21 protein-coding genes are annotated in these 24,723 nt (G+C 59.8%); 11 read left to right on the top strand and 10 right to left on the bottom strand.

Annotated elements, in window-relative coordinates:
- The first annotated feature begins 130 nt into the window (after positions 1-130).
- Positions 131-1,018: a GNAT family acetyltransferase gene (locus ACZRKZ_RS08845; protein ID WP_463981385.1), complete on the top strand. Its 888-nt coding sequence runs from the start codon at positions 131-133 to the stop codon at positions 1,016-1,018.
- 50 nt (positions 1,019-1,068) lie between these two features.
- Here ACZRKZ_RS08845 and ACZRKZ_RS08840 read toward each other — a convergent pair whose 3' ends face one another.
- The 5 genes from ACZRKZ_RS08840 to ACZRKZ_RS08820 form a co-directional block, all read right to left on the bottom strand.
- On the bottom strand, positions 1,069-2,088 hold the full coding sequence (locus ACZRKZ_RS08840; protein WP_133100385.1) for a branched-chain amino acid aminotransferase: 1,020 nt from the start codon (positions 2,086-2,088) through the stop codon (positions 1,069-1,071).
- 103 nt (positions 2,089-2,191) lie between these two features.
- Positions 2,192-3,571 (bottom strand): dihydrolipoyl dehydrogenase, encoded by a 1,380-nt coding sequence (gene lpdA, locus ACZRKZ_RS08835; protein WP_463981384.1) that lies wholly within the window; start codon positions 3,569-3,571, stop codon positions 2,192-2,194.
- 3 nt (positions 3,572-3,574) lie between these two features.
- A complete protein-coding gene (locus tag ACZRKZ_RS08830) occupies positions 3,575-4,849 on the bottom strand; it encodes a dihydrolipoamide acetyltransferase family protein (RefSeq protein ID WP_463981383.1) in 1,275 nt (424 codons plus the stop codon).
- Complete coding sequence (locus ACZRKZ_RS08825) at positions 4,850-5,908, bottom strand: alpha-ketoacid dehydrogenase subunit beta (RefSeq protein WP_133100382.1); 1,059 nt, start codon at positions 5,906-5,908, stop codon at positions 4,850-4,852.
- A 1-nt stretch (position 5,909) separates the two neighbouring features.
- Positions 5,910-7,145, bottom strand: coding sequence for a thiamine pyrophosphate-dependent enzyme (locus ACZRKZ_RS08820; protein WP_463969383.1), 1,236 nt, complete (start codon positions 7,143-7,145; stop codon positions 5,910-5,912).
- A 196-nt stretch (positions 7,146-7,341) separates the two neighbouring features.
- Between ACZRKZ_RS08820 and ACZRKZ_RS08815 the strand changes: the two genes are divergently transcribed.
- The 3 genes from ACZRKZ_RS08815 (at position 7,342) to ACZRKZ_RS08805 (ending at position 11,161) form a co-directional block, all read left to right on the top strand.
- On the top strand, positions 7,342-7,833 hold the full coding sequence (locus tag ACZRKZ_RS08815; RefSeq protein ID WP_133100380.1) for an Lrp/AsnC family transcriptional regulator: 492 nt from the start codon (positions 7,342-7,344) through the stop codon (positions 7,831-7,833).
- 472 nt (positions 7,834-8,305) lie between these two features.
- A complete protein-coding gene (locus tag ACZRKZ_RS08810) occupies positions 8,306-9,931 on the top strand; it encodes a methyl-accepting chemotaxis protein (protein ID WP_463981382.1) in 1,626 nt (541 codons plus the stop codon).
- 18 nt (positions 9,932-9,949) lie between these two features.
- Positions 9,950-11,161: an HD-GYP domain-containing protein gene (locus ACZRKZ_RS08805; RefSeq protein WP_463981381.1), complete on the top strand. Its 1,212-nt coding sequence runs from the start codon at positions 9,950-9,952 to the stop codon at positions 11,159-11,161.
- A gap of 15 nt (positions 11,162-11,176) precedes the next feature.
- Here the strand turns inward: ACZRKZ_RS08805 and ACZRKZ_RS08800 are convergent, their stop codons facing one another.
- On the bottom strand, positions 11,177-12,040 hold the full coding sequence (locus ACZRKZ_RS08800) for an MBL fold metallo-hydrolase (RefSeq protein WP_463969385.1): 864 nt from the start codon (positions 12,038-12,040) through the stop codon (positions 11,177-11,179).
- A gap of 189 nt (positions 12,041-12,229) precedes the next feature.
- On the opposite strand from ACZRKZ_RS08800, the gene ACZRKZ_RS08795 reads away from it, so the two are divergent.
- From ACZRKZ_RS08795 to nahK, 5 genes are all read left to right on the top strand, one after another.
- A complete protein-coding gene (locus ACZRKZ_RS08795; RefSeq protein ID WP_463981380.1) occupies positions 12,230-13,474 on the top strand; it encodes an NAD(P)/FAD-dependent oxidoreductase in 1,245 nt (414 codons plus the stop codon).
- A gap of 9 nt (positions 13,475-13,483) precedes the next feature.
- Entirely contained in the window at positions 13,484-14,290 is an 807-nt protein-coding gene (locus tag ACZRKZ_RS08790; RefSeq protein ID WP_463981379.1) for a sulfite exporter TauE/SafE family protein, read from the top strand.
- Between the two features lie 197 nt (positions 14,291-14,487).
- Positions 14,488-15,672: a porin gene (locus tag ACZRKZ_RS08785; RefSeq protein WP_463981378.1), complete on the top strand. Its 1,185-nt coding sequence runs from the start codon at positions 14,488-14,490 to the stop codon at positions 15,670-15,672.
- 261 nt (positions 15,673-15,933) lie between these two features.
- A complete protein-coding gene (gene nosP / locus ACZRKZ_RS08780) occupies positions 15,934-17,097 on the top strand; it encodes a nitric oxide-sensing protein NosP (protein WP_463981377.1) in 1,164 nt (387 codons plus the stop codon).
- Positions 17,066-19,657: a hybrid sensor histidine kinase/response regulator NahK/ErcS' gene (gene nahK / locus ACZRKZ_RS08775; protein WP_463981376.1), complete on the top strand. Its 2,592-nt coding sequence runs from the start codon at positions 17,066-17,068 to the stop codon at positions 19,655-19,657. The genes nosP and nahK overlap by 32 nt, the downstream gene beginning before the upstream one ends.
- 47 nt (positions 19,658-19,704) lie before the next feature.
- Here nahK and ACZRKZ_RS08770 read toward each other — a convergent pair whose 3' ends face one another.
- Together ACZRKZ_RS08770 and ACZRKZ_RS08765 are read right to left on the bottom strand one after the other, a co-directional pair.
- Positions 19,705-20,370: a response regulator gene (locus ACZRKZ_RS08770; protein ID WP_463981375.1), complete on the bottom strand. Its 666-nt coding sequence runs from the start codon at positions 20,368-20,370 to the stop codon at positions 19,705-19,707.
- 55 nt (positions 20,371-20,425) lie between these two features.
- Positions 20,426-20,971, bottom strand: a complete 546-nt coding sequence (locus ACZRKZ_RS08765) for a PQQ-dependent catabolism-associated CXXCW motif protein (protein WP_463981374.1) — start codon at positions 20,969-20,971, stop codon at positions 20,426-20,428.
- Between the two features lie 162 nt (positions 20,972-21,133).
- Here ACZRKZ_RS08765 and ACZRKZ_RS08760 point away from each other — a divergent pair, with 162 nt between their 5' ends.
- Positions 21,134-21,262 (top strand): hypothetical protein, encoded by a 129-nt coding sequence (locus ACZRKZ_RS08760; protein WP_463981373.1) that lies wholly within the window; start codon positions 21,134-21,136, stop codon positions 21,260-21,262.
- Entirely contained in the window at positions 21,259-21,885 is a 627-nt protein-coding gene (locus tag ACZRKZ_RS08755) for a response regulator (protein ID WP_463981372.1), read from the top strand. Before ACZRKZ_RS08760 ends, ACZRKZ_RS08755 begins: the two co-directional genes overlap by 4 nt.
- Before the next feature lie 27 nt (positions 21,886-21,912).
- Here the strand turns inward: ACZRKZ_RS08755 and ACZRKZ_RS08750 are convergent, their stop codons facing one another.
- Together ACZRKZ_RS08750 and exaA are read right to left on the bottom strand one after the other, a co-directional pair.
- A complete protein-coding gene (locus ACZRKZ_RS08750; RefSeq protein ID WP_463981371.1) occupies positions 21,913-22,560 on the bottom strand; it encodes a pentapeptide repeat-containing protein in 648 nt (215 codons plus the stop codon).
- Positions 22,561-22,637: 77 nt separating this feature from the next.
- The gene (exaA, locus tag ACZRKZ_RS08745) at positions 22,638-24,527 is read right to left on the bottom strand and encodes a quinoprotein ethanol dehydrogenase (RefSeq protein ID WP_463981370.1); all 1,890 of its coding nucleotides are present in this window, start codon (positions 24,525-24,527) and stop codon (positions 22,638-22,640) included.
- Positions 24,528-24,723 lie beyond the last annotated feature (196 nt).

Below are 24,723 nucleotides of genomic sequence, written 5' to 3'. Positions count from 1 at the left end.
GGCTCAGCCGGGAAAGCTGAAAAGCGGGGTTTTGCAGCGAAATCGGCTGCTGAGGGTAGGCGTGGCATCTTTTCGGTGAAAAATGCGATGCTGCTGCACGCTACGATATTGGTGTCAAGAAGGAGAAGTCATGCCAACCGAAGTTCGTCTCGCCAAAACCGCCGATGCTGAAGGCATAAGCCAAGTCATTCTCGCGGCCCTGCACGACAGCAACGCCCAGGATTACCCGGCCGACGTGATTGCGCGGGTGGCGAGCAACTTTACTCCCGACGCGGTGCTGCAATTGCTTAAGCGCCGAACCGTCTTGGTGGCGATCCAGGATCAAGTGATCGTCGCCACCGCCGCACTCGACGCTAATGTGGTGCGTTCGGTGTTCGTCAATCCGACGTTGCAAGGCCAGGGTATCGGCCGCCTACTGATGATCGAAATCGAACTGCGTGCCCGCGAGGCCGGAGTGACGGTATTGAATGTACCCTCCTCACTGACTGCCGAATTGTTCTATATCAAGTTAGGCTTCATTACTGTGCGCGACGTCTACCACGGTAACGAACGCACCCTGGTGATGGAGAAGGCATTGTCGTCACGCCATCCCATTGGCCCCTACCGCGACCGCCCACACCGTGCGCAGGTGGTCGCGCTGTGGCAGGCTGCCTTTGGTTATGACACGGCGCACAACCTGCCGACCCTGGTCATTGATAAAAAACTGGCGGTCAATGATGGGTTGTTTTTTGTGGCTACGGACAAGAAAACCGTGATTGGCACCATCCTCGCCGGTTATGACGGGCATCGCGGCTGGTTGTATTCGGTGGCAGTGCATCCCGACTATCGCCGGCAAGGCTTGGGCGCCTCGTTGGTACGGCATGCCGAGCAGGCATTAACGGCCTTGGGCTGCATGAAGATCAACCTGCAGATCACTGGCGGCAATGATGCGGTAGTGGGTTTTTACGAGGCGCTGGGCTACGGGGCGGAGCCGCGGATCAACATGGGCAAGAAGATCCCGGAAAACATCCCCGAATAAACAAGAAACCCGCCAAATAGGCGGGTTTCCTGTTTAAAGCAGGTGCAGGATCAAACCTTGACGATCCAACCCTCAGGCGCTTCAACATCACCCGATTGCACACCGGTCAGCTCTTTATAGAGCTTCTGGGTCACCGGGCCGACGTCTTTTTCGCTGTAGAACACGTGCAGCTTGTCTTTGTATTCGATGCCGCCGATGGGCGTGATCACCGCCGCTGTACCGCAGGCGCCGGCTTCCTTGAAGTCCGACAGCTTGTCGACGAACACATCGCCTTCGACCACTTTCAGGCCCAGGCGGGTCTTGGCCAGTTCGATCAGCGACAGGCGGGTGATGCCTGGCAATACCGACGGCGAGTTCGGGGTGACGAACGTGTTGTCGTGGGTAATCCCGAAGAAATTGGCCGAACCGACTTCCTCGATCTTCGAGTGGGTTTGCGGGTCCAGGTAGATGCAATCGGCAAAGTTGGCCTTTTTCGCCTGGGAGCCCGGCATCAGGCTCGCGGCGTAGTTGCCGCCGACCTTGGCCGCGCCAGTGCCGTTTGGTGCTGCACGGTCGTAGCCGGAAATCAGGAAGTTGTGCGGGGTCAGGCCGCCCTTGAAGTAGGCGCCCACCGGGATGCAGAAGATCGAGAAGATGAATTCGGGCGCAGTGCGCACACCGATGTTGTCACCGGTACCGATCACGAACGGACGCAGGTACAACGCACCGCCGGTGCCGTACGGCGGGATGAAACGCTCGTTGGCGCGGACCACTTCCTTGCAGGCTTCGATAAAATCTTCAGTCGGCACTTGTGGCATCAGCAGGCGTGCGCAGCTGCGCTGCATGCGCAGGGCGTTCTGGTCCGGGCGGAACAGGTTGATCGAACCGTCCTTGCAGCGATAGGCCTTCATGCCTTCGAAGCATTGCTGGCCGTAGTGCAGGGCGGTGGAGCCCTCGCTGATGTGCAGCACGTTATCTTCGGTCAGGGTGCCTTTTTCCCACTCGCCATTACGCCAGTGCTGGAGAAAACGCTTGTCGGTCTTGATGTAGTCAAAACCCAGCTTGTCCCAATTGATGCTTTCGTTACCCATGACACCCTCTATCTCTTGTCAACCGCCTGGTCGAAGGCAGGCGTGTGGTTTATTTCTGGATGGGCGCAACAATACTTCATTACCCGCTGCATTCGCACCCCCTTCAAAGGTGCAACGCATGCCCCAAGGCCCGCAACGCCGCTTCCTGCACCGCTTCACCCAAGGTCGGGTGGGCGTGGATGGTGCCCGCCACGTCTTCCAGGCGTGAGCCCATTTCCAGGCACAGGCCAAAGGCCGTGGACAGCTCGGACACGCCGACACCTACCGCCTGCCAACCGACAATCAGGTGATTGTCGCGCCGCGCCACCACCCGCACGAAGCCGGTTTTCGACTCCAGGGTCATGGCGCGGCCATTGGCGGCAAACGGGAAGCTTGCGACGATGCAATCCAGGCCAGCGGCTTTAGCCTCGTCCGGGGTCTTGCCGACCACCACCAGTTCTGGATCGGTAAAGCACACTGCCGGGATTGCCGCCGGGTTGAATTCGCGGGTTTTACCGCTGATCAGCTCTGCGACCATCTCGCCCTGGGCCATCGCGCGGTGCGCGAGCATCGGCTCGCCGCTCAGGTCGCCAATGGCCCAGACATTGCGCATGCTGGTCTGGCAGCGGCTGTCGATCTTGATCGCCGAGCCGTTCATGTCCAGGTTCAACGCTTCCAGGTTCCAGCCCTGGGTATTGGGTTTGCGACCAACGGCCACTAGCACCTGGTCGGTTTCCAGGGACAGGGTGTCGCCGTTGGGATCGCGTACTTGCAGGGTGTTGCGTTCAAAGCCGGTGACGCTGTGTTTCAGGTACAGCTTGACCCCCAGTTGCTTGAGGGATTCGGCCACCGGTTGCGTCAGCTCGGCGTCGTAGGCTGGCAGGATACGGTCCTGGGCCTCGACCACGCTGACGTCGGAACCCAACTTGCGATAGGCAATCCCCAGCTCCAGCCCGATGTAACCACCGCCGACTACGATCAGGCGCCTGGGTACTTTCGTCGGCGCCAAGGCCTCGGTGGAAGAGATGATTGGCCCGCCAATTGGCAGCATTGGCAGGTTGACGCTTTTCGAACCGGTGGCCAGCAACAGGTGCTCGCACTGGATGCGCTGGTCGCCAACTGCCACAGTCTTGCCATCGATGACCTTGGCCCAGCCTTGGATGACCTGCACCTTGTGTTTCTTCAGCAGCGCGGCAACACCGGTGGTCAGGCGGTCAACGATGCCGTCTTTCCATGCCACGCTTTTGCCGATGTCCAGGGTGGGTACGTCGACGTCGATCCCCAGGTGGGAGCCCTGGCTGTGGTGCACGGTTTGCTGGAACTGTTCGGCAACGTGAATCAGTGCCTTGGACGGAATGCAGCCGATATTCAGGCAGGTACCGCCCAGTGACTGACCCTCCACCAGAATGGTCGGGATGCCCAGTTGGCCGGCACGAATCGCCGCCACGTAACCGCCAGGGCCGCCGCCGATAATCAGCAGTGTGGTATTTAATGATTGAGACATGCCTTACTCCAGAAACAGGCTGGCGGGTTGTTCGAGCAGGCCACGGATGGCCTGGATGAATTGCGCCGCGTCCATGCCATCGACCACCCGGTGATCGAAGGAGCTGGAGAGGTTCATCATCTTGCGGATCACGATCTGCCCCTTGATCACCATGGGGCGCTCAACGATGCGGTTGACGCCGACGATGGCCACTTCCGGCAGGTTCAGTACCGGTGTGCTGACAATCCCGCCCAAGGCGCCGAGGCTGGTCAACGTGATGGTCGAGCCCGACAGCTCATCACGGCTGGCCTTGCCATTGCGCGCGGCGGCGGCCAGGCGGGTGATCTCTTCGGCATTGCCCCACAGGCTGCGGGACTCGGCGTGACGCACCACCGGAACCATCAGGCCGATATCGCTTTGGGTGGCGACGCCGACATGCACCGCGCCCAGGCGAGTGATGATCTGGGCTTCATCGTCGTAACGCGCGTTGATCTGCGGGAAGTCCCGCAACGCGACGACCATGGCTCGCACCAGAAACGGCAGCAAGGTCAGCTTGCCGCGGGTGGCGCCGTGTTTTTCATTGAGGTGTACCCGCAACTCGTCGAGGGCAGTGACGTCGATCTCTTCCACGTAGCTGAAATGCGCGGCACGCCGGGTGGCGTCCTGCATGCGCTGGGCGATCTTGCGGCGCATGCCGATCACCGGGATTTGCTGTTCGTCATTGCGTTCGGCGTAAGGATTGGATGCTGCCGAACTTTTTGCCGGACCCTGCAGCAAATACGCCTCAAGGTCTTCATGCAAAATCCGCCCGGCCGGGCCGGAGCCCTGGACCAAACGTAATTGAATACCTGCATCCAGCGCGTGCTTGCGCACGGCCGGGGAGGCCAACGGACGCTCGTCGGCATCACGGGCTACCGGGGCTTGAGCAACGACCGGCTTGGTCGCCGGTTTACTTTCAATGGCCGGGGCCTTGGCTTCGACCTTCGGCGCAGGTACAGGTGCCGCTTCCTCTACCTCTACCACCGCCGACAACGCCGATTCCTTGGTATTGCCCGCGCCTTCCACTTCAATACTGATCAGAATGCTGCCCACCGCCATCACTTCACCCGGCTCACCGCCCAGGGAAATCACCTTGCCATGGACCGGCGACGGAATATCCACCATCGCCTTGTCGGTCATCACGTCCGCCAGCACCTGATCCTCTACCACCAGATCGCCAACCTTGACGTACCAGACCGATAGTTCAACTTCTGCGATGCCTTCGCCAATGTCCGGCATCTTGATAGCGTGCGTGCCCATTCAGACCTCCATAACCCGATGCAAAGCCGCGCCCACACGGGACGGACCAGGGAAGTACGCCCACTCTTGCGCGTGGGGATACGGGGTATCCCAACCGGTGACGCGCTCGATAGGCGCTTCCAGGTAGTGGAAGCAATGCTCCTGAACCAGCGCCACCAACTCGGCGCCGAAACCGCAGGTGCGGGTGGCTTCGTGGACAATCACGCAACGACGGGTTTTCTTCACCGAGTTGACGATGGTTTCCAGGTCCAGCGGCCACAGGCTTCGCAGGTCGATGACTTCGGCATCAATGCCGCTTTCTTCAGCAGCCACTTGCGACACATACACCGTGGTGCCGTAGGTCAGGATGGTCACCTCCGAGCCCGGACGAGTGATGGCGGCGACGTCCAGCGGCACGGTGTAGTAACCATCCGGGACTTGCGCGGCGGGGTGTTTCGACCACGGGGTTACCGGGCGGTCGTGGTGGCCGTCGAAGGGGCCGTTGTACAGGCGCTTGGGCTCTAGAAAGATCACCGGGTCATCGTTTTCGATGGAGGCGATCAGCAGGCCCTTGGCGTCGTAAGGGTTGGACGGCATCACCGTGCGCAGGCCGCAGACCTGGGTGAACACCGCTTCAATACTCTGGCTGTGGGTCTGGCCGCCGTAGATGCCGCCGCCGCAAGGCATGCGCAGGGTCATCGGTGCGGTGAACTGGCCGGCCGAGCGATAACGTAGGCGCGCCGCTTCGGAAATGATTTGGTCGGAAGCCGGGTAGACGTAGTCGGCGAACTGGATTTCCGCCACCGGGCGCAGGCCATAGGCACCCATGCCCACGGCGACACCGACGATGCCGCTTTCCGAGATCGGCGCGTCGAACACCCGCGAGGTGCCGTACTTGTTTTGCAGGCCTTCGGTGCAACGGAACACGCCGCCGAAATAGCCGACGTCCTGGCCGAACACCACGACATTGTCGTCACGCTCAAGCATCACATCCATGGCCGAGCGCAGGGCCTGGATCATGGTCATGGTGGTGGTGGTCATGGCGGTTTCCAGCTCGATAGTGTTGTTGTGATCGTTCATGTCAGACCCCCAACTCTTGACGCTGGCGCTTCAAGTGCTCCGGCATCTCTTTATAGACGTCTTCGAACATGGTCGCGGCGCTTGGAATCTGGCCGCCGGCGAGGGTGCCGTACTGTTCGGCTTCTTTCTGGGCCTTGATCACTTCGGCTTCCAGTTCCGCGCTGACGGCGGTGTGTTCCTCTTCGGACCACTGGCCGATACGGATCAAGTGCTGCTTGAGGCGCAGGATTGGGTCGCCCAGGGGGAAGTGGCTCCAGTCGTCTGCGGGACGGTACTTGGACGGATCATCGGAGGTGGAGTGGGGGCCGGCGCGGTAGGTGACCCATTCGATCAGGGTCGGCCCCAGGTTGCGCCGGGCGCGCTCGGCGGCCCAGGCGGAGGCGGCGTATACCGCGATAAAGTCGTTGCCGTCTACCCGCAGGGAGGCAATCCCGCAACCCACGCCGCGTCCGGCAAAGGTGGTGGCTTCACCGCCGGCGATGGCCTGGAAGGTGGAGATCGCCCACTGGTTATTCACCACGTTGAGAATCACCGGCGCCCGATAGACGTGGGCGAAGGTGAGGGCGGTGTGGAAGTCTGATTCAGCTGTGGCGCCATCACCGATCCAGGCCGAGGCAATCTTGGTATCGCCCTTGATCGCCGAGGCCATGCCCCAGCCCACGCCCTGTACAAATTGGGTCGCGAGGTTGCCGGAAATGGTGAAGAAGCCGGCTTCGCGCACCGAGTACATGATCGGCAACTGACGGCCCTTGAGCGGGTCGCGCTCGTTGGACAGCAGTTGGCAGATCAGGTCCACCAGCGGCACTTCGCGGGCCATCAGGATGCTTTGCTGGCGGTAGGTGGGGAAGCACATGTCGTCGATGTTCAAGGCCAGGGCCTGGGCGCTGCCAATGGCTTCTTCGCCAAGGCTTTGCATGTAGAACGACATTTTTTTCTGACGCTGGGCGACCACCATGCGGTTGTCGAAGATCCGCGTCTTGAGCATGGCACGCATGCCCTTGCGCAGGATTTCGACGGGCACGCCTTCAGCCCATGGGCCAAGGGCCTGGCCCTGATCGTCGAGCACGCGGATCAGGCCTTTGGCCAAGTCGGCAGTGTCGGCGGGTTCAACGTCAATGGCGGGTTTGCGCACCGTACCTGCATCGGTCAGACGCAGGTAGGTAAAGTCGGTTTTGCAGCCTGGACGGCCGGAAGGCTCGGGAACGTGCAGGCGCAGCGGTTCATATTGCTGATTCATGGCTTTCTACGCTCGATCTTGTGAATTTCTTGTAGTGGGCGCGCTTAGCTGACAGTCAGTCTTCGGGTAGAAGAAATCTTGTCCTACAACAATCATAGGCTGGGCGTAGGAGAATATTTCTCTCTGTTTCGTTGCGCTTTAGTTCATTTGAGGATAAAAAAACTGCATAAGCATAATAAACAGGTGGTTTTTTCTCATGCGTAAGCTGGACCGTATCGATATCGGGATTCTCAACAGCCTCCAGGAGAACGCCCGCATCACCAACGCCGACCTTGCCCGCTCGGTCAACCTGTCACCCACTCCGTGTTTTAACCGGGTCAAGGCCATGGAAGAGCTGGGGCTGATTCGCGACCAGGTGACGCTGCTGGACGCCGATCTGCTGGGGCTGCACGTCAATGTGTTCATCCATGTCAGCCTGGAAAAGCAGAACGAGGAGGCGTTGCAGCAATTCGAAGGGGCGATTTCTGATCGGCCAGAGGTGATGGAGTGCTATTTGATGGCCGGCGATCCCGACTATTTGATTCGGGTATTGGTGCCGACCATCCAGTCGTTGGAGCGCTTCATGATGGACTTTCTGACCAAGGTGCCCGGCGTGGCGAATATCCGCTCCAGCTTCGCGCTCAAGCAGGTGCGCTACAAGACGGCGCTGCCGTTGCCGCCAGATGGCCTGATGTTGAGCAAGCCGTAAGCGCCAGCCTTGACCAGCGACGGGGGGCGTCGTCGCTGCGTTATAAGGTGAAGTTTCCCTCCAATCTATTCGTTTAGATGGCAATAAGTATTGATGACCTCCAATACGGCCTATCACTGTCGATACTTTATATTATAAGATCGGTTTTCCCTGTGCTCGCTGATGCACCTGCTAAACTCCAGCTTTAAGCGAGAGCTTATAGTCATGGAGCGTCAAGATTTAGTCTGCCGTGCGCTTTATGATTTCGCTGGTCAACTTGCATTGCGCCCTCTTATTAAATAAAGCGCCATATTGAACACTTTCAATAGTGTGCCAGGTGGTGTTTTGGTTTTACGCTCACACGGTATTTTTGGATTTAACAAAAATAACCGCCTAACGTTACGTTTTTTTCACTCGCCTCTAAATAAAGTGATATCTGACAGCTTCTGCACAGGGCGCAAGGTCCGCAGAACTAAGGAAATCGGGAGTTGTTATGTCAATGCGATTGATAAGGCTGAACTTGCGCACCATTTTGTGTTTTGGCGTTGTCTGTCTTTTGCTGTTGATACAAGGGGGCCTGACGCTGGTAAAAGCTGACAGGATTTATGCCTCGACGGTCGCGATTGAAACTAATTGGCTTCCCAGTATTCGCCAGGCAGGAGAAATAGAAAGCGCATTGCTAAACCTCCGGCTGGAGCTGCGTCGATTTGCGATGGAAGACAATAGGTTGAGTGGGGACTCCACTGGCGCGATCAAGGACGCGAGGAACGTATTGGTTGACGTGACAGAGAAATACTCAAAATTTGTTTCAAGTCCGCAGGAGAAAAACAAGTACGAAGACATAGTGAAAGGCGTCCAGAGTTATAATCTCAAGGTTGATGAGCTGGTGGCCATGGATGCATCTCGTTCGATAAATGATATCAACGTGTTTATCCGCGACCAGGCCAGTCCCGTGGCGTTAAAACTTCAATCGTGGATCGGTGAACTGGTGGCTATCAACCAAAACGGTGCGCAAATCGCCGTGGGTACGGCCTCCGATGAGTTTGATGCCGCCCGCCTGCTTACCATTGTGCTGATGGTGGTCTCTGTCTTGTTGACGGTCGTGGTGGCGCACCTGTTCACCAAAAGCATCATCACGCCGGTCAAGGAGTTGTTGGCGGCGACGGCCAAGATTGCCCAAGGCGACCTGCGTGTCGCCATTAATATCAGTGGCAAGGACGAGTTGACGGATCTGCAACAGTCTACGGCGGCCATGCAAATGAACCTGAAAAGCACCTTGCAGCATATCTCCGAAGCTTCGGGGCAACTGGCCGCGGCGGCGGAGGAGATGAGTTCGATCACCAAGGAGTCAAGTGCAGGCATTGAGCGACAAAGCATGGAAACTGATCAGGCCGCTACGGCAGTCAATGAGATGACTGCGGCGGTAGAGGAAGTGGCCAGAAATGCTGTCTCAGCTTCCCAGTCGACTCAAGACTCCCAGCGCTCGGCAAAGGTGGGTCAGGACCGTGTTGCCCAGACCATTGCCTCGATTGAAAAGTTGAGCACAACGGTTCAGCAAACCGGGCTGGAAGTCGAAGGGCTCGCCAAGCAGGCCCAGGATATCGCCAAGGTGGTCGAGGTTATCCGTTCCATTGCCGAACAAACCAACTTGCTTGCCTTGAATGCGGCGATCGAGGCGGCCAGGGCCGGAGAGCAGGGGCGCGGCTTTGCTGTCGTGGCCGACGAAGTCAGGGCGCTGGCCCACAGAACGCAAACATCTACCCACGAAATTGAGCAGATGATTGCGAAAATCCAGAGCTGCTCAAGCGAGGCGGTGCTGTCTATGGAGTTGAACCGCAGTGAAGCCGTGGATTCGTTAAAGATCGCCCATGAAGCAGGCGCCGCCATTACCCAAATCACCCAAGCCATCTCTGATATCAATGAAAGAAATCTGCTGATTGCGACCGCATCGGAGGAGCAGGCCCATGTGGCTCGTTCCGTTGATCAGAACCTCATCAGCATCAGGGATCTTTCTATTCAGAGCTCTTCTGCCGCCGGTCAGACATCCATTGCCAGCAATGAGCTGTCCAAACTTGCGGTGGATCTTAGGCAGATCGTTTCAAAGTTTTCCGTGAGTTAGTTGATTGGGGTATGACGTATGTTGAAATGCATTCCTGCGTCGCAGGTGACTCTGGGTATGCACATCCATAAGCTTGATGGTTCATGGATCGATCATGCTTTTTGGAAGAGCAGTTTTTTGCTCAATCGCAACGAAGATTTGCAGCGCTTGTTGGCATCAAAGGTCCAGGGTGTCTGGATTGATACCGAGAAAGGTTGCGACCTGAAACCGCAGGACCTGCAGGCCGCACATAAGACGCCTGCCTTGAAACGCCCGGTGGCTTCCCCTCGTGTGGAAATGAAGGCTGAGGTGGCGCGCGCGGTCAAGGTGTGCGCTGTCGCCAAAGGCGCGGTCATCGAGATGTTCAGTGATTTGCGCATGGGTAGGGCGGTTGAGCCAACCCGAGTGGCCAGCCTGGTCGAGGAAATATCCCAGTCGGTGCTACGCCATCCCCATGCATTGATTAGCCTGGCCCGTTTGAAAAAGTCTGATGAATACACCTACATGCATTCGGTTGCCGTCAGTGGATTGATGATCGCGCTGGCCCGGCAATTGAGCCTCTCGCCTGCACTGGTCCAGGAGGCGGGCCTGGCAGGCTTGTTCCATGATGTCGGGAAAATGGCCATCCCGGAGGGCATTTTGAACAAGGCTGGGGCGCTGACTGAGGCGGAGTTCGACATCGTGCGCAGTCACCCGGTGGAGGGCGCGAAAATGTTGCGCAACTGCCCGCATATCAGTGCATTGGTGCTGGATGTCTGCCTGCATCACCACGAGAAATGCAACGGCAGCGGCTATCCCCACGGCCTCGTCCAGGATCAGATCAGCCTGTTTGCGCAGATGGGCGCTGTGTGTGATGTCTACGATGCGATCACTTCAGAGCGCCCCTACAAACGCGGCTGGGGGCCGGCCGACGCGATTCAGAAAATGGCTGAGTGGAAAGGCCATTTTGACGAGAGTGTGTTCCAGGCGTTTGTTCGGTGTGTGGGGATCTACCCCGTTGGTGCTCTGGTCCGCCTGGAGAGTGGTCGTATTGGCGTGGTAATAGAGCAAAACCCCAAGTCCTTGCTCACGCCGGTGGTCAACGTGTTTTTTTCGGCGCGCTCTCGCTTGCCGATTGTCCAGGCCGTGGTGAATCTGGCCGAACAGCGTGACAAGATCATCAGCCGGGAGTCCGCTGAGGAATGGGGGTTCAAGCATGTCGACGAGTTGTGGTCGGGGCTCGCCCAGCCTAAGACGTCCTATTTTGACTAGGCCTTATGCGCCGCCTTAAAGCTGATTCAATGGGATCTTCAAATACACCACCCCATTATCTTCCGCTGGCGGCATATTTCCCGCCCGCACATTGACCTGAATCGCCGGCAGCAACAGCGTCGGCATACCCAGGCCCGCATCACGCTGGGTGCGCATTGTCACAAACGTCGCCTCATCCACCCCGTCATGCACATGAATATTTCCGGCACGCTGCTCGGCAATCGTCGTCAGGCATTTGGCGGCCCTGCCTTCGGGCGGGTAGTCGTGGCAGACATAGAGGCGCGTTTGCGGCGCGAAGGCCAGCAACTTGCGCATCGAGGCGTAGAGCTGGCGAGCGTCGCCGCCGGGAAAGTCACAGCGCGCCGTGCCGACATCGGGCATGAACAGCGTGTCGCCCACCAGGATCAATTGATCGTCGATCAGGTAGGCCATGTCCGCCGGCGTATGGCCTGGCACATGCAGGGCACGGGCCTTGAGGTTGCCAATGTGGAATACCTCATCCGGGGCGAACAGATGATCGAATTGCGAACCGTCGACACGGAACTCCGGTTCAAGGTTGAACAGGTTCTTGAATACGCCCTGTACCTTGGTGATGGACTTGCCGATGGCGATCTTGCCCCCCAGTTGCCGGCGCAGATAGGGCGCGGCGGACAGGTGGTCGGCGTGGGCGTGGGTCTCCAGCAGCCATTGCACCTGCAAGCGGTGCTCGCCTACGAAGGCAATCACCTGGTCGGCCTGGGCCGTGCCGGTGCGTCCCGAGGCTGGGTCATAATTGAGCACCGAGTCGACGATGGCGCACTGGCCGCCGTCCTGTTCATAGACGACATAGGTGTAGGTCGACGAGGCCTCGTCCAGAAAGGATTGAATCAACGCTGACATAACGGTCGTCCTGAGTGGCTGGGGGCCGGGAAATCGCGGCTTACATTCATGGTATTTTCCACATAACCTTGCGAGCTTAAGTGAATTAAAGGACTCGAGGCAAAGGATGGCATCGTGGTGGCAAACAGCAGGGCGTGATGCCATACGGCAACGACCCTTGTGTGCATTGACTAAAAAAGGCCAAAAACCATGAACGACCAACACTGGGGACCGACCATCAGTGGCGATATCGTTGTCATCGGTGGCGGCTCCGCGGGTATCGGCCTGCTGGCCAGCCTGCTCAAGCGCGACCCTCACCTGAACATCACCCTGATCGAACCCAACGACGAACACTATTACCAGCCCGCCTGGACCCTGGTGGGTGGCGGTGCCCATGACATCAGCAAAACCGCCCGGCCCATGGCCAAAGTATTGCCTGACGGGGTGACCTGGGTACAAGCGGCGGTCAGCGAGTTGTTGCCCGATGAACAGACCCTGGTGCTCGACAGCGGCCAGCGCGTCACCTGGAACAACCTGATCGTCTGCCCCGGCCTGCGCCTGGCCTGGGAGAAAGTCGAAGGTTTACAGGAAGCCCTCGGCCAGAACGGTGTCACCTCCAACTACAGCTACCAGCACGCGGCCTATACCTGGCAACTGGTGCAGCAACTCAAGGGCGGCAAGGCGATTTTCACCCAGCCGGCCATGCCGATCAAATGCGCCGGAGCGCCGCAAAAGGCCATGTACCTGTCCTGCGACCACTGGCTCAGGCAGGGCGCGCTAAAAAATATCGACGTCGAATTCAACCTGGCCGGTGCCGTGCTGTTTGGTGTGGCAACCTTCGTTCCTCCCTTGATGAAGTATGTCGAAAAATACTCGGCGCGACTGGCCTTCAATTCCAACCTGATCAAGGTCGACGGCCTTGCGCGCAAGGCCTGGTTCGAGGTCAAGGACGGCGAAGGCAATGTCACCATCGAGGTAAAATCCTTCGACCTTCTGCACGTCGTGCCGCCGCAAGTCTCCCCTGATTTCATCCGTCAGAGCCCATTGGCCGACGCCGCCGGCTGGTGCGAGGTAAACCCCCACAGCCTGCAACATGTGCGTTATTCGCAGATATTCGGCCTCGGTGATGTGTGCTCCACCAGCAACGCCAAAACCGCCGCAGCGGTGCGCAAGCAAATCGTTGTGGTCTCGCAAAATCTCCTGGCCCTGCGCAAGCATAAGCCGCTGCCCCTCAAGTACGATGGCTACGGTTCCTGCCCGCTGACGGTGGAGAGGGGCAAGGTGGTATTGGCCGAGTTCGGTTATGCCGGCAAGCTGCTGCCGACCTTTCCCCTCGACCCGACAGTGGCGCGGCGTTCGGCGTGGTTTCTCAAGGCGACGCTGCTGCCGTGGTTCTACTGGAACGGCATGCTCAAGGGCCGCGAATGGCTGACCCGTTTGTCCAAGGTGGATTGAGAGAACCCTATGCTACTGGCAAGTTTTTTTGGCGTGATCATGGGGTTGGTGATGGGCTTGACCGGCGCTGGCGGTGGAATAATCGGCGTCCCGGCCCTGGTGCTGGGGCTTGGCTTGACCATGACCCAAGCGGCGCCCGTGTCGTTGTTCGCCGTGGGCGCGGCTGCCGCTGTCGGGGCGATTGATGGTTTGCGCCATGGCCTGGTGCGCTACCGCGCGGCGCTGCTGATCGCCTTGCTGGGGGCGCTGTTTTCGCCGCTGGGGGTGTTCCTGGCCCATCAACTGTCGGACAAGATCCTGATGGGCCTGTTCAGCGCGCTGATGGTGCTGGTGGCCTGGCGCATGTTGCGGCGCGAGAAGGTCGAGGCGGGGCCCAGTGACCACGGCGCCGCTTCCTGGGGCCAGAAGAACTGCATGCTCGATCAACAGACCGGGCGCTTTTCCTGGACCGCCAAGTGCACCGCCACCCTGGCAGCCTTGGGCGCGGTGACCGGTGCCGTGTCGGGTTTGCTCGGTGTTGGCGGCGGGTTTCTGATTGTGCCGGCATTCAAGCAACTGACCGATGTGCAGATGCGTGGGATTGTCGCCACGTCGTTGATGGTGATCAGCCTGATTTCCCTGATCGGCGTGGTCGGTGCGTTTCATGCCGGTGTCACCATTGACTCCGTGGGCTGGGTGTTTATCGTCTCCAGCATCGTCGGGATGATTGTGGGTCGGCGCCTTTGCTCGCTGATTCAGGCCAGAGCCCTGCAAGTGGGCTTCGCTACATTGTGCATCGTGGTGGCCACCTACATGCTGTTCAGAGCCTTCGATTGAGCGCGCCGGGCCTAATGGCCCCCAGGCTTACACCCTAAGTGGCGGGCCTTTCACGAGGCCCGTCTTACATCGAATTTGCCGGGCAATTGCCGACCGCCCAAAGCACCTTTGATCCCCCTCCAAGGCAGCGTATGCCGCCGCTGTTGTGCTTTCGATAATCCCCTCCGACAACAAGTCCCCCCGTTGCGGAGCGCGCCATGCACAACAATAAGAACTTCACGCATCGTTTCTTGCCAGCCGTCATCGTCAGCCTGTCGTCCCTGGGCCTGAGCTCGGTAGCCGAAGCCGAGATCATGCTCTACGACAAGGATGAGACCACGTTCTCTACTGATGGCTACATCAACGCCTTCTACGTCAACAGCGACGTCGACCGCGCTGGCGACCAGTACGACCGTCGCCAGGCGCGGGTGAAGATGGGCTTCTTGCCCAACTACCTGGGCTTTAACATGGGCAAGCAGGTTAACGACCTCAAGCTCGGCGCCCGTGCCTCGTTTTGGGTGACCATCAACGACAGCGAAACCAACGGCACTGACACCGCCATCGACGTGCGTCAGTTCTACGGCACCGTGGCCAATCCCGAGTGGGGCGAGGTATTGATCGGCAAGGATTTCGGCCTGTTTGCCCGTTCCAACATCCTGCTCGATGAACTGCTCGCAGGCTACGGCCAGGTCAGCGACAGCCTTGGCCTGGTGGACGGCGGCGGCGTGTCGTTCGGTAATATCGGCAGCGGTTATCCCTATCCATTTCCCACCTCGCAAATCACCTATCGCACTCCGGTGATGGAAGGCTTGCGGGTTGCCGTGGGCATCATGGACCCGGTGGACACCAACGACAGCAGCCCGTTGGGCAAGGCCTACCAGAAGAACCCGCGCACCGAAAGTGAGATCACCTACCAGCTCGACGTAGGCGGGGCGAAGATCTACAGCTGGCTCAACGGCAGCTATCAGACCTCGGACAACACCGACTCGACGGTGGAGTCCGTCACCTCCAAGGGCCTGGGCTACGGCGTGCAGGCGAAAATGGGCGGGTTGTCGCTGACCGGTTCAGGTTTCCAGGCCAAGGGCATAAACCCGTTCTTTACCAACAATGCCGGCGAAGCCACGCTGCGTAACGTCGACAGCAACGGCTACCTGCTGCAGGGCTCGTACAAGCTGGGCAAGAACCGCCTGGCGTTGTCTTACGGCAAGACCAAGGACGACGGCAACGGCGTGGTCGGCAGCGGCGCGGATTATGAAACCCGTGGCATTGCGCTGTTCCATGACATCAACGACAACCTGAAGCTGGTCGCCGAGTACAATCAGTTCCAGATCGAGGGCCACGACACCAGTGCGCAAAATGAAGACACTGATACCTTCGCGGTGGGAGCGGTGCTGACCTGGTAGCAGCAGTAACCTGGTCTATGAACTGAAGCCGATCAACTGTGGGAGCCGGGCTTGCCCGCGATAGCATCCCCTGGGTTTGACTGATACACCGAGTCGTTTGCATCGCGGGCAAGCCCGGCTCCCACAGAAAGCGACTCCCACTGTTGATCTCCAGTATTTCCTGGGCCCTCTCATCCCATCGAATCCCCCACCCAGTACCCAAGTAGCATAGGTCGCTCCCCCCAGGCTTCGTACACTTATGCCTCACAGGGGGAGTCGACCATGCAGCAGGTCCAGAGCGAAGGCGTAGTCACTGCCATGTCCCAGGCTACCGATGCCCGGCAGGTGGCCGATGAGCTGGCGCGCCAGTTGTTGCATCCCCACCTGGGCTTTGTGTTGTTCTTCTGTTCCGCTTCCTATGACTTACAGGCCCTGGGCCAGGCCTTGCAGCACAGCTTCGGCGGTATTCGCCTGGTGGGTTGCACCAGCGCCGGCGAGATCACGCCCCAGGGCTACGGGCGCAATTGCGTCACGGCGGTGGGTTTTGATCACCGGCACTTTTCCATCGCCACCGAACTGATCGACCAGGTGGAACACTTTAGCCTGATCGACGCCCAGCAAATGGTTGAACGCCTGGTGGGCGGTTGTCGCAGCAACACCTTGGCGCCGATCAAGGGCAACAGCTTTGCCCTGACCTTGCTCGATGGCTTGTCCAGCCGCGAAGAAATGGTCCTCGCCGCGCTCAGCGCTGCCCTCGGTGATATCCCGCATTTTGGCGGTTCGGCCGGTGATGACAATTGCCTGACCCACACCCACGTCTATTTCGATGGCGAGTTCCACAGTGGCGCGGCGGTGGTGGTACTGGTCAACACCTGGCTGGATTTTGAAGTGTTCACCACCCACCACATCCTGCCCCGTGCGCAAAAGCTGGTGGTGACTGGTGCCGACAGCACTTCGCGGCGGGTCTTTGAGCTGAATGCCGAACCTGCCGCCGAAGAATACGCCCGGCATATCGGCGTGCCAGTGGCGCAACTGGATCACCGGATCTTCGCCGCCCACCCGTTGGCGGTGCGCATCAACGATCAGTACTACGTGCGGGCTATCCAGCAAGTACATGCGGATTTGAGCCTGAGTTTCTACTGCGCCGTGGAAAACGGCATCGTCCTCACCGCCATGACCCCAGGCCCGATCCTGCCGAACCTGCAAACCCTGTTCGACGGCTTGCAAGCACGCCTTGGCGCGCTGTTGCTGACCATTGGCTGCGACTGCTTCCTGCGGCGCCTGGAGCTGGAAGACAGCGGCGCCCTGGAGCAGATCGGGGCGTTTTTGCAGGACCAACGGGTGATGGGTTTCAACACCTACGGAGAACAGTTCAATGGCATGCACATCAACCAGACCTTCACCGGGGTCGCCATTGCCCGGGGCCGTACCCCTGGACACCGCTGAACTCCAGGCCCGGATCACCGGCCTGCAACAGGACAACCACAAGCTGCAACGCATCAATGCGGCGTTGATCGAGCGTATCGAGTCCGGTGTGACCCGTGGCAACGATCCCTATGCGGCGTTCCAGCATTCGGTGGTGCTGGCCGAGCAGGTCCGCGAACGCACCGATGCGCTGAACCAGGCCATGGCCGAACTCAAGGCCAGCAACCACTTGCTCAGCGACGCACGACTGCGGGCGGAAACGGCTCACCAGCATTTGATCGACGCCATCGAAAGTATCTCCGACGCCTTTGTGCTGTTCGACGCTCAGCAGCGCATCGTCCTGTTCAACAGCCGCTTCAAGGCGTTCTGGAGCAACAGCCGCGTGCGGATCATCGCCGGCATGCTGTTGTCCGAGGTCAAGCGGCTGATGACCACCACCGGGTTGTTTGCCGAAGAGGCCCGCGGTCACGATGAGGAAAACCTGTTTTACCGCCTGCACAACGGCCGCTGGTTACAAGTCAGTGAACGGCCGACCCAGGAGGGCGGGCGAGTGATCCTGTTTACCGACATCACCGACGTCAAACTCAGTGAAACCGTGCGCCGCGAACAGGCCGTGGCGCAGAAGTCGCACCTATTGCAGCGGGCGGTGGACAACTTGTCCCAGGGCGTGGCGATGGTCAATGCCGAGGGCGTGCTGGAGCTGTGGAACCGGCGTTTTCTTGAGTTGAGCGGTCTGGCGCCGGTGGCGGCCCATCGACTGTTTGCCGAGGTGATCGCCGACAGTGAGCTGAAACTGCTGACCCCCGCCAGCCGCGACGCCAAGGGCCGGCTGGTACAGGAGTGCGAGCAACGCCTGTTCGATGGCCGAGTCCTGGAAATTCGCACCCATCCGCTGCCCACCGGCGGTTTCGTCAATACGTTCACCGATATCACCGAACGCTACCAGCACGCCGAAACCCTGAGCGAGAGCGAACGCTGGATTCGCCTGATCACCGACCATGTGCCGGCGTTGATCGCCTACCTCAATGCCGATCTGGTCTACGAATTCACCAATAAGGTCTATGAACAATGGTACTGCTGGCCCCGCGGCGTGATGCTCGGGCAAAGCCTGCGCGAAGCCCACAGCGAGCAGCACTATCAGCGCCTGGAAGCCTACGTGGCGCGGGCGCTGGCGGGGGAGAGTGTGACCTTCGAGTTTGCCGAAACCAACATCAACAACCAGGAGCGCTATATGCTGCGCTCCTACGTGCCCAATCGCCTGGCCAGCGGCGAGGTGGTGGGGATTTTCGTGCTGATCCGCGACATCACCGAACGCCGCCGCACCGCCGAGGCCTTGCATCAGGCTTACCAAAATCTTGAACTGCGGGTGCGCGAGCGCACGGCAGAACTGACCTCTCTCAACGACCAGTTACTGCTGGAAATCGACGAGCGCCGTCGCGTGGAATCGCGCCTGCGGGAGGCCAAGCTGGAAGCCGAGCAGGCTAACCTGTCGAAAACCAAGTTTCTCGCCGCGGTCAGCCACGACCTGCTGCAACCGCTCAACGCCGCGAGGCTGTTTACCAGCGCGTTGATGGAGCGCCGGGAGCCGGTGGCCAACGAGACGCTGGTGCGCAACGTCAGCAACTCCCTGGAAGACGTGGAAAACCTGCTGGGCACCCTGGTGGATATTTCCAAGCTCGACGCCGGGGTGATCAAGGCCGACATCGCACCGTTCGCCTTGAGCGAGTTGCTGGAAAACCTCGCCGCCGAATATACCCAGGTGGCCCGCAGCGAGGGCCTGGAGCTGCACTTCATCGGCTGTTCGGCCTTGGTGCGCAGCGACATTCAGTTGCTGGCGCGGGTCCTGCGCAACCTGTTGAGCAATGCCATTCGCTACACCTACAGCGGGCGTGTGGTGCTGGGGTGTCGTCGGCACCATCAGCGCCTGTCGATCCAGGTTTGGGACACTGGCATGGGCATCGCGGAAAACCGCTTGGAGGAGATTTTCCAGGAGTTCAAGCGTGGCGATGTGCAGCGCCCGGATCAGGACCGTGGTTTGGGTTTGGGCCTGGCGATCGTGGAAAAACTCGTCGGCATCCTCGGCCATCGGATTACCGTGAAGTCATGGCCAGGCAAGGGCTCGATGTTCTGCGTGGAGGTGCCGTTGAGCGCCACCGCGCCCAAGGCCTTGCCAGCGCCGTTGATGAGCGAACCGATGCTGGAACGGCTGCAAGGCGCGCGGGTGTGGGTGCTGGATAACGATGCGGCGATCTGCGCGGGCATGCGTACGCTCCTCGAAGGTTGGGGCTGCCGGGTGATCACCGCGCTGTCGGAGCAGGACCTGGCGCGGCAGGTGGACAACTACCATGCCGAGGCGGACTTGCTGATCGCCGACTATCACCTGGACGACGAGCAGAATGGCGTGGACGCCGTGGCGCGGATCAACGCCCGCCGCGCCTGCGCCATACCGGCGATGATGATCACTGCCAACTACAGCAATGAGCTCAAACTGCAGATCCGCGAGTTGGGGCATACCTTGATGCACAAGCCGGTGCGGCCGATGAAGCTCAAGACAGCGATGAGTCATTTACTCGGTAAATGATCGTTCCTAGGCGTTGGGAACGATCACATCATTGTCGCGAGCCGCTGTCAGCGGCGCAGGTACGACCCGAAATCAATATCCCCCGCGCTCAAGATCGCTTGCACTCGGTTATGCACATTGAGCTTGCGCAAGATCGCCGACACATGGGCTTTGACCGTGGTCTCGGCAATTTCCAGCGTATAGGCGATCTGCTTGTTCGACTCACCCTTGGTCATCCGTTCCAGCACCAGCAGCTGCTTGCGGGTCAGGGCCTGGAGCAGCTCCGGGGCGAAGCCTGGGCTGTCGTTCATGCGCCGTTGACCGCTGCTTTTTTGGCTGCGGATGATGTCCGGCGGCAGGTAGACATTGCCGTTGAGAATCTGCTGGATCGCCTCGGTCATCTGCGCTCGTGGCGAGGATTTGGTGATAAAACCCACGGCGCCATAGGTGATGGCTTGCAGCACGATTTGCTTGTCCTGCTCGGCGGAGACGATAACCACCGGAATCGTCGGCGCCTCGTTGCGCAGGTTGATCAAGCCATTGAGACCGTGCATGCCTGGCATGTTCAGGTCCAGCAGGATCAGGTCGAGGTCGTCGTGTTCCTGGGTCAGGGCCAGGGCGCTGTCCAGGTCGGCGGTTTCCATGACTTCGCTGCCGGCAAAGCCGTCGCTGATGACGTTATGAATCGCTTCGCGAAACAGTGGGTGATCGTCGGCAATCAGAATTTTGTACATGGCCTTTCACCTATTATTTTGATTTGGGTGGGGCAACAACACGCAAGCGTTCAGGTCAGTGCAAGGGCTCGGGTTGGGCTGGCGTTGTCGGCAGTTTCGCCGCTTCCCAGGCGTCCAGGCCGTCGCGATACCAGTACACAGAGGTATAGCCCAAGGCGGCGGCTCGTTTTACCGCGTTCCAACTCAACCAGCAATCGGAGCGGCAGTAAAAGACCAGCGGTTGCTTGAGGTCGCCAGCGGTCAATGCCGCCAGGTTGCGGGCGAAATAGGCTTGCCATTGGGATGTCAGCTCACCATCGCCGGTATTGGCCAGCCAATGGCTGCCGGGCAGGTTGGCGTGGGGCTGGTCTTCGATAAAGCGCCCTTGCAGCCATTGCCTTCGATAGACGTCGATCAGCAGCGGGCGCAGGGTTTGCTCAAGCAGGGTTTGCAAGGCCTGGGTATCGACGATGGTTGCGCCCGGCAGGTGGTCCGGCGTGGGGCTGCGATACAGGTTGATACGGTAGCCTTCGCTGGAAAACAGCGCCGTTTCAGCCTGGGCATTGGCCAGCATCAGGCTCAGCGACAGTACCGCTAACAGATGAAGTCGGGCGGGCAGCATGGCAGGTTCGATCCTTATAGTTATGCACCCATTACATGCCAGTCCCGGTGCCTTGGGAATGCGACGATAGACAGGAAAACCAGTACCAAAGTAGTAACTCGCCCCAAGGCTGGGGGTTCTAGCATGGAAGGTATCGGCCATCACGCAAGGAATTGCACGACCATGCGTACTCTCAAGGCATTGCTCCTGCCGTTTTTGCTGATTGTCAGCCTGATCGGCGTCGATAAACTCCACGCCCCGCGACCGTTGCCATTGCCGGTGATGCCCGCTCTGCCGGGGTTGGCGCGATGAATATCTTGTTGGTGGACGACCATGCGGTGGTCCGATTGGGCTACGCCAGTCTGTTGCACACGCTGCTGCCGGCTGCCCAAGTGCGCGAGGCGGCCAGCGGTGAAGAAGCCCTGTTGCGGGTGCAGGAGGCGGTGCCGAACCTGGTGATCATCGGCTTCGGCCTGCCGGGCATCAGCGGCCTGGAAACCACCCGGCGCCTGCGCCAGCGCCTGCCGCAACTGCGGGTGCTGTTTTTCAGCCAATACGCTTCGTTGCCGCTGGTGCGCCAGGCCTTGGAGGCCGGTGCTTCGGGCTACCTCACCAAAAGCGCGACGCCTCAGGTGATGACCGACGCGGTGGCGCGCATTCTCGATGGTCATACGTATATCGAACAGGACTTGGCCACTCAGCTTGCCTACCATCCCGGCGATCAACGCTTGCAAAGCATGACCCAGCGCGAGCTGGAAATTTTCCTGATGCTCGCCAAGGGCACACCGGCCCGTTCGATTGCCCAGCAACTAAGCATCAGCAGCAAGACCGTCTCCAACCACCTGACCTTGCTCAAGAGCAAATTGCAGGTCACTTCCCATGCCGAGCTGGTGCATCTGGGGATCGACATGGGCGTGGTGCGGGTGGCCAGTTGAAAGCCCGGTCGCCACACAAGATAGGGGTTATCGGTCCCACGTCGTCGGGCAATCCTTGCAACCCTCCATATTGGCATCCTGAAAATTCGCATAATGCTGGCGCGAACCGCTGAGGGTGGCCTTTTCCAGGTTGCTTTCACCGAACTTGGCTTCTTGCAGGTTGGCATCGCTGAGGTCGGCGCCCTGGAGATCGGCCTTGCTCAGCCAGGTCATTTCCAGATCAGCCGCCCGCAGGTTGGCCTTGTGCAGTTTGGCCCCAGACAGCCTTGCGAATTGCAGGTAGGCGGCGCTGAGGTTGGCGTTCTCGAATTGCGCGCCCTGGGCGAACATGCCCCAGCCCTGGATCGCCATCAGCGTGGCGCCGGTGAGGTTAGCCAGGCGCAGGTTGCTTTGTTGCAGGCTGGCGCGGGTCAAGTTGGCGCCCTGCAACTGGGCTTTTTCCAGGTTGGCCAGGTCCAGGTTAGCGTGACGCAGGTTGGCATCGCGCAGGTCGGCGCCGGCCAGGTTCATCTTGCTCAAGTTTTGATTGCTCAGGTTGGCGCCCTTGAGGTTGGCGCCGGGGCATTGGCTGTGTTCGGCGATGGTGCAGCCGTTGATGATCAGAGGGACGTCGTCGCCATCGTCGGCGTGGGCGATGGACAGGGTGAGCAGTAGCAGCAAAGGCAGGTATTTCATAAAGAGGCCTCTAGCGAAGGAGGTGTGTGGCAAGAGCGCTTTTGTGGCGAGGGAGCAAGCTCCCTCGCCACAGAGGACTATTTCTGAGCCGTTTTCATGTCCCAGCTCGGGATCTTGAACACCCAGAACGACCCGCCTTGTGCCACCGGCTTGGTCAACTCAGCCATGTCGCCACCCCACAGCGGCACTGCGCCGCCATAACCGACGGTCACGCCGATGTACTGCTCGCCGTCCTGTTCCCAGGTGATCGGTGGGGAAACGATGCCGCTGCCGGTCTGGAACTTCCACAACTCGGCCCCGGTTTTCGCATCGAAGGCCTTGAAGAAACCATCGCCGGTACCGGTGAACACCAGGTTGCCCTTGGTCGCCAGCACGCCAGCCCACAGCGGTAGCGCTTCCTTGTGTTCCCATACCACTTTGCCGGTGGTGGGGTTCATTGCCCGCAAGGTGCCGACATGGTCGTCATACATGCGCTTGATGCGAAAGCCCATGCCCAGGTACGCCGAGCCTTTTTTGTAGTTGACCTCTTCGGTCCAGTATTCCTCTTTCCACTGGTTGCCGGGGATGTAGAACAGGCCGGTGTCCTGACTGTAGGCCATGGGGTTCCAGTTCTTGCCACCGAGGAACGGCGGCGAGACTTCCACCGACTTGCCCTTGGTCTCACCCGGCAATGGCTTGGCCGGACGCTGGCCTTCGTTTTCCACGGGGCGGCCGGTCTTCAGGTCGATGTGGCTGGCCCAGGTGATGTTGTCGACGAAGGGGAAGGCGTTCTGCAACTTGCCGTTGTTGCGGTCCACCACGTAGAAGAAGCCGTTGCGGTCGGCGTGACCGGTGGCCTTGACCACCTTGCCATCCTTGTCCTTGTAGTCGAACAGCACCAGCTCGTTGTTGCCGGAGAAGTCCCAGGCATCGTTCGGCGTGTGCTGGTAGAACCATTTTACTTCGCCGGTGCTTGGGTCGACGCCGACCTGGCCCGAGGTGTAGAGGCTGTCGAAGTCATGGGGGTTGCCGTCCTTGGAGGTCCGCGCCCAGGTATTCCACGGGCCAGGGTTGCCGGCGCCGACGATGATAGTGTTGGTCTCGGCATCGAAGCTTGCGCTCTGCCAAGGGGCACCGCCGCCGTGGCTCCAGGCTTCGACCTTGCCGGTTTCGGTGGTCGGATCATCTGGCCAGGACGGCGCCTTGACGTCACCGGTGCTGGTGCTGTCCTTGCCGTTCAGGCGGCCCATATGGCCTTCGACAAAGGGGCGCATCCACACTTCTTCGCCGGTGTCCGGGTCGCGGGCAAACAGTTGGCCGACCACGCCGAATTCATCACCGGAGCTGCCGTGAATCAACAGCACCTTGCCGGTGACCTTGTCTTTGATTAGCACCGGGGCGCCGGTCATGGTGTAGCCGGCGGCGTGGTCGCCGAATTTCTTGTTCCACACCACTTTGCCGGTGTTTTTGTCGAGGGCGATCAGGCGCGCATCGAGGGTGCCGAAGTAGATCTTGTCGCCGAAGATCGCTGCCCCGCGGTTGACCACGTCACAGCACGGACGGATGTTGTCCGGCAGGCGGTGGTTGTAGGTCCACAGGCGTTTGCCGGTCTTGGCGTCGAGGGCGAAGACTCGGGAGTAGGAACCGGTGACATACACCACACCGTCGTTGACGATGGCCTGGGATTCCTGGCCGCGCTGCTTCTCATCACCAAACGAATAGGACCAGGCCGGGGTCAGCTTGAACACGTTCTTGTCGTTGACCTGGGCCAGCGGGCTCCAGCGCTGGGCGTTGGTGCCCATGCCGTATTGCAGCACGTCCTTGGTGGTCAGGTGGTCGTTGGCGATGTCTTCCCAGGTGACGTTGCGAGTCTGCTTGGCAGGCTCGGCGGCAAAGCTTGCCGCACTCAAGGACAGGCTGCCGACCAGCAGAAAGGCCTGCACGGCAAGGCTGAGCGGCGAGAGGGCGGGTAGCGATCTTATTGTCATGGTTGCAGTTCCCAGTGGAGGTTTTGGCCTGCACAGGTTGCTGCCGGCACCCATCGGGCGGATACGGAAAAACTCCCGGCGTTGTCGGGACAATTTCCCGAACGGCATCTGATTTAGGTGTGCCCCACAAGCCCTACTACCAAGGGAGGAGAGAGCGGCCACCAAAGCAGCATACGGCGCGCTTGCGCCGGTTCCT

The organism is Pseudomonas sp. c313 (genome assembly GCF_055407145.1).
The sequence above is the reverse complement of the archived record's forward strand: the minus strand, read 5'-3'. Positions and strand labels throughout refer to the sequence as shown.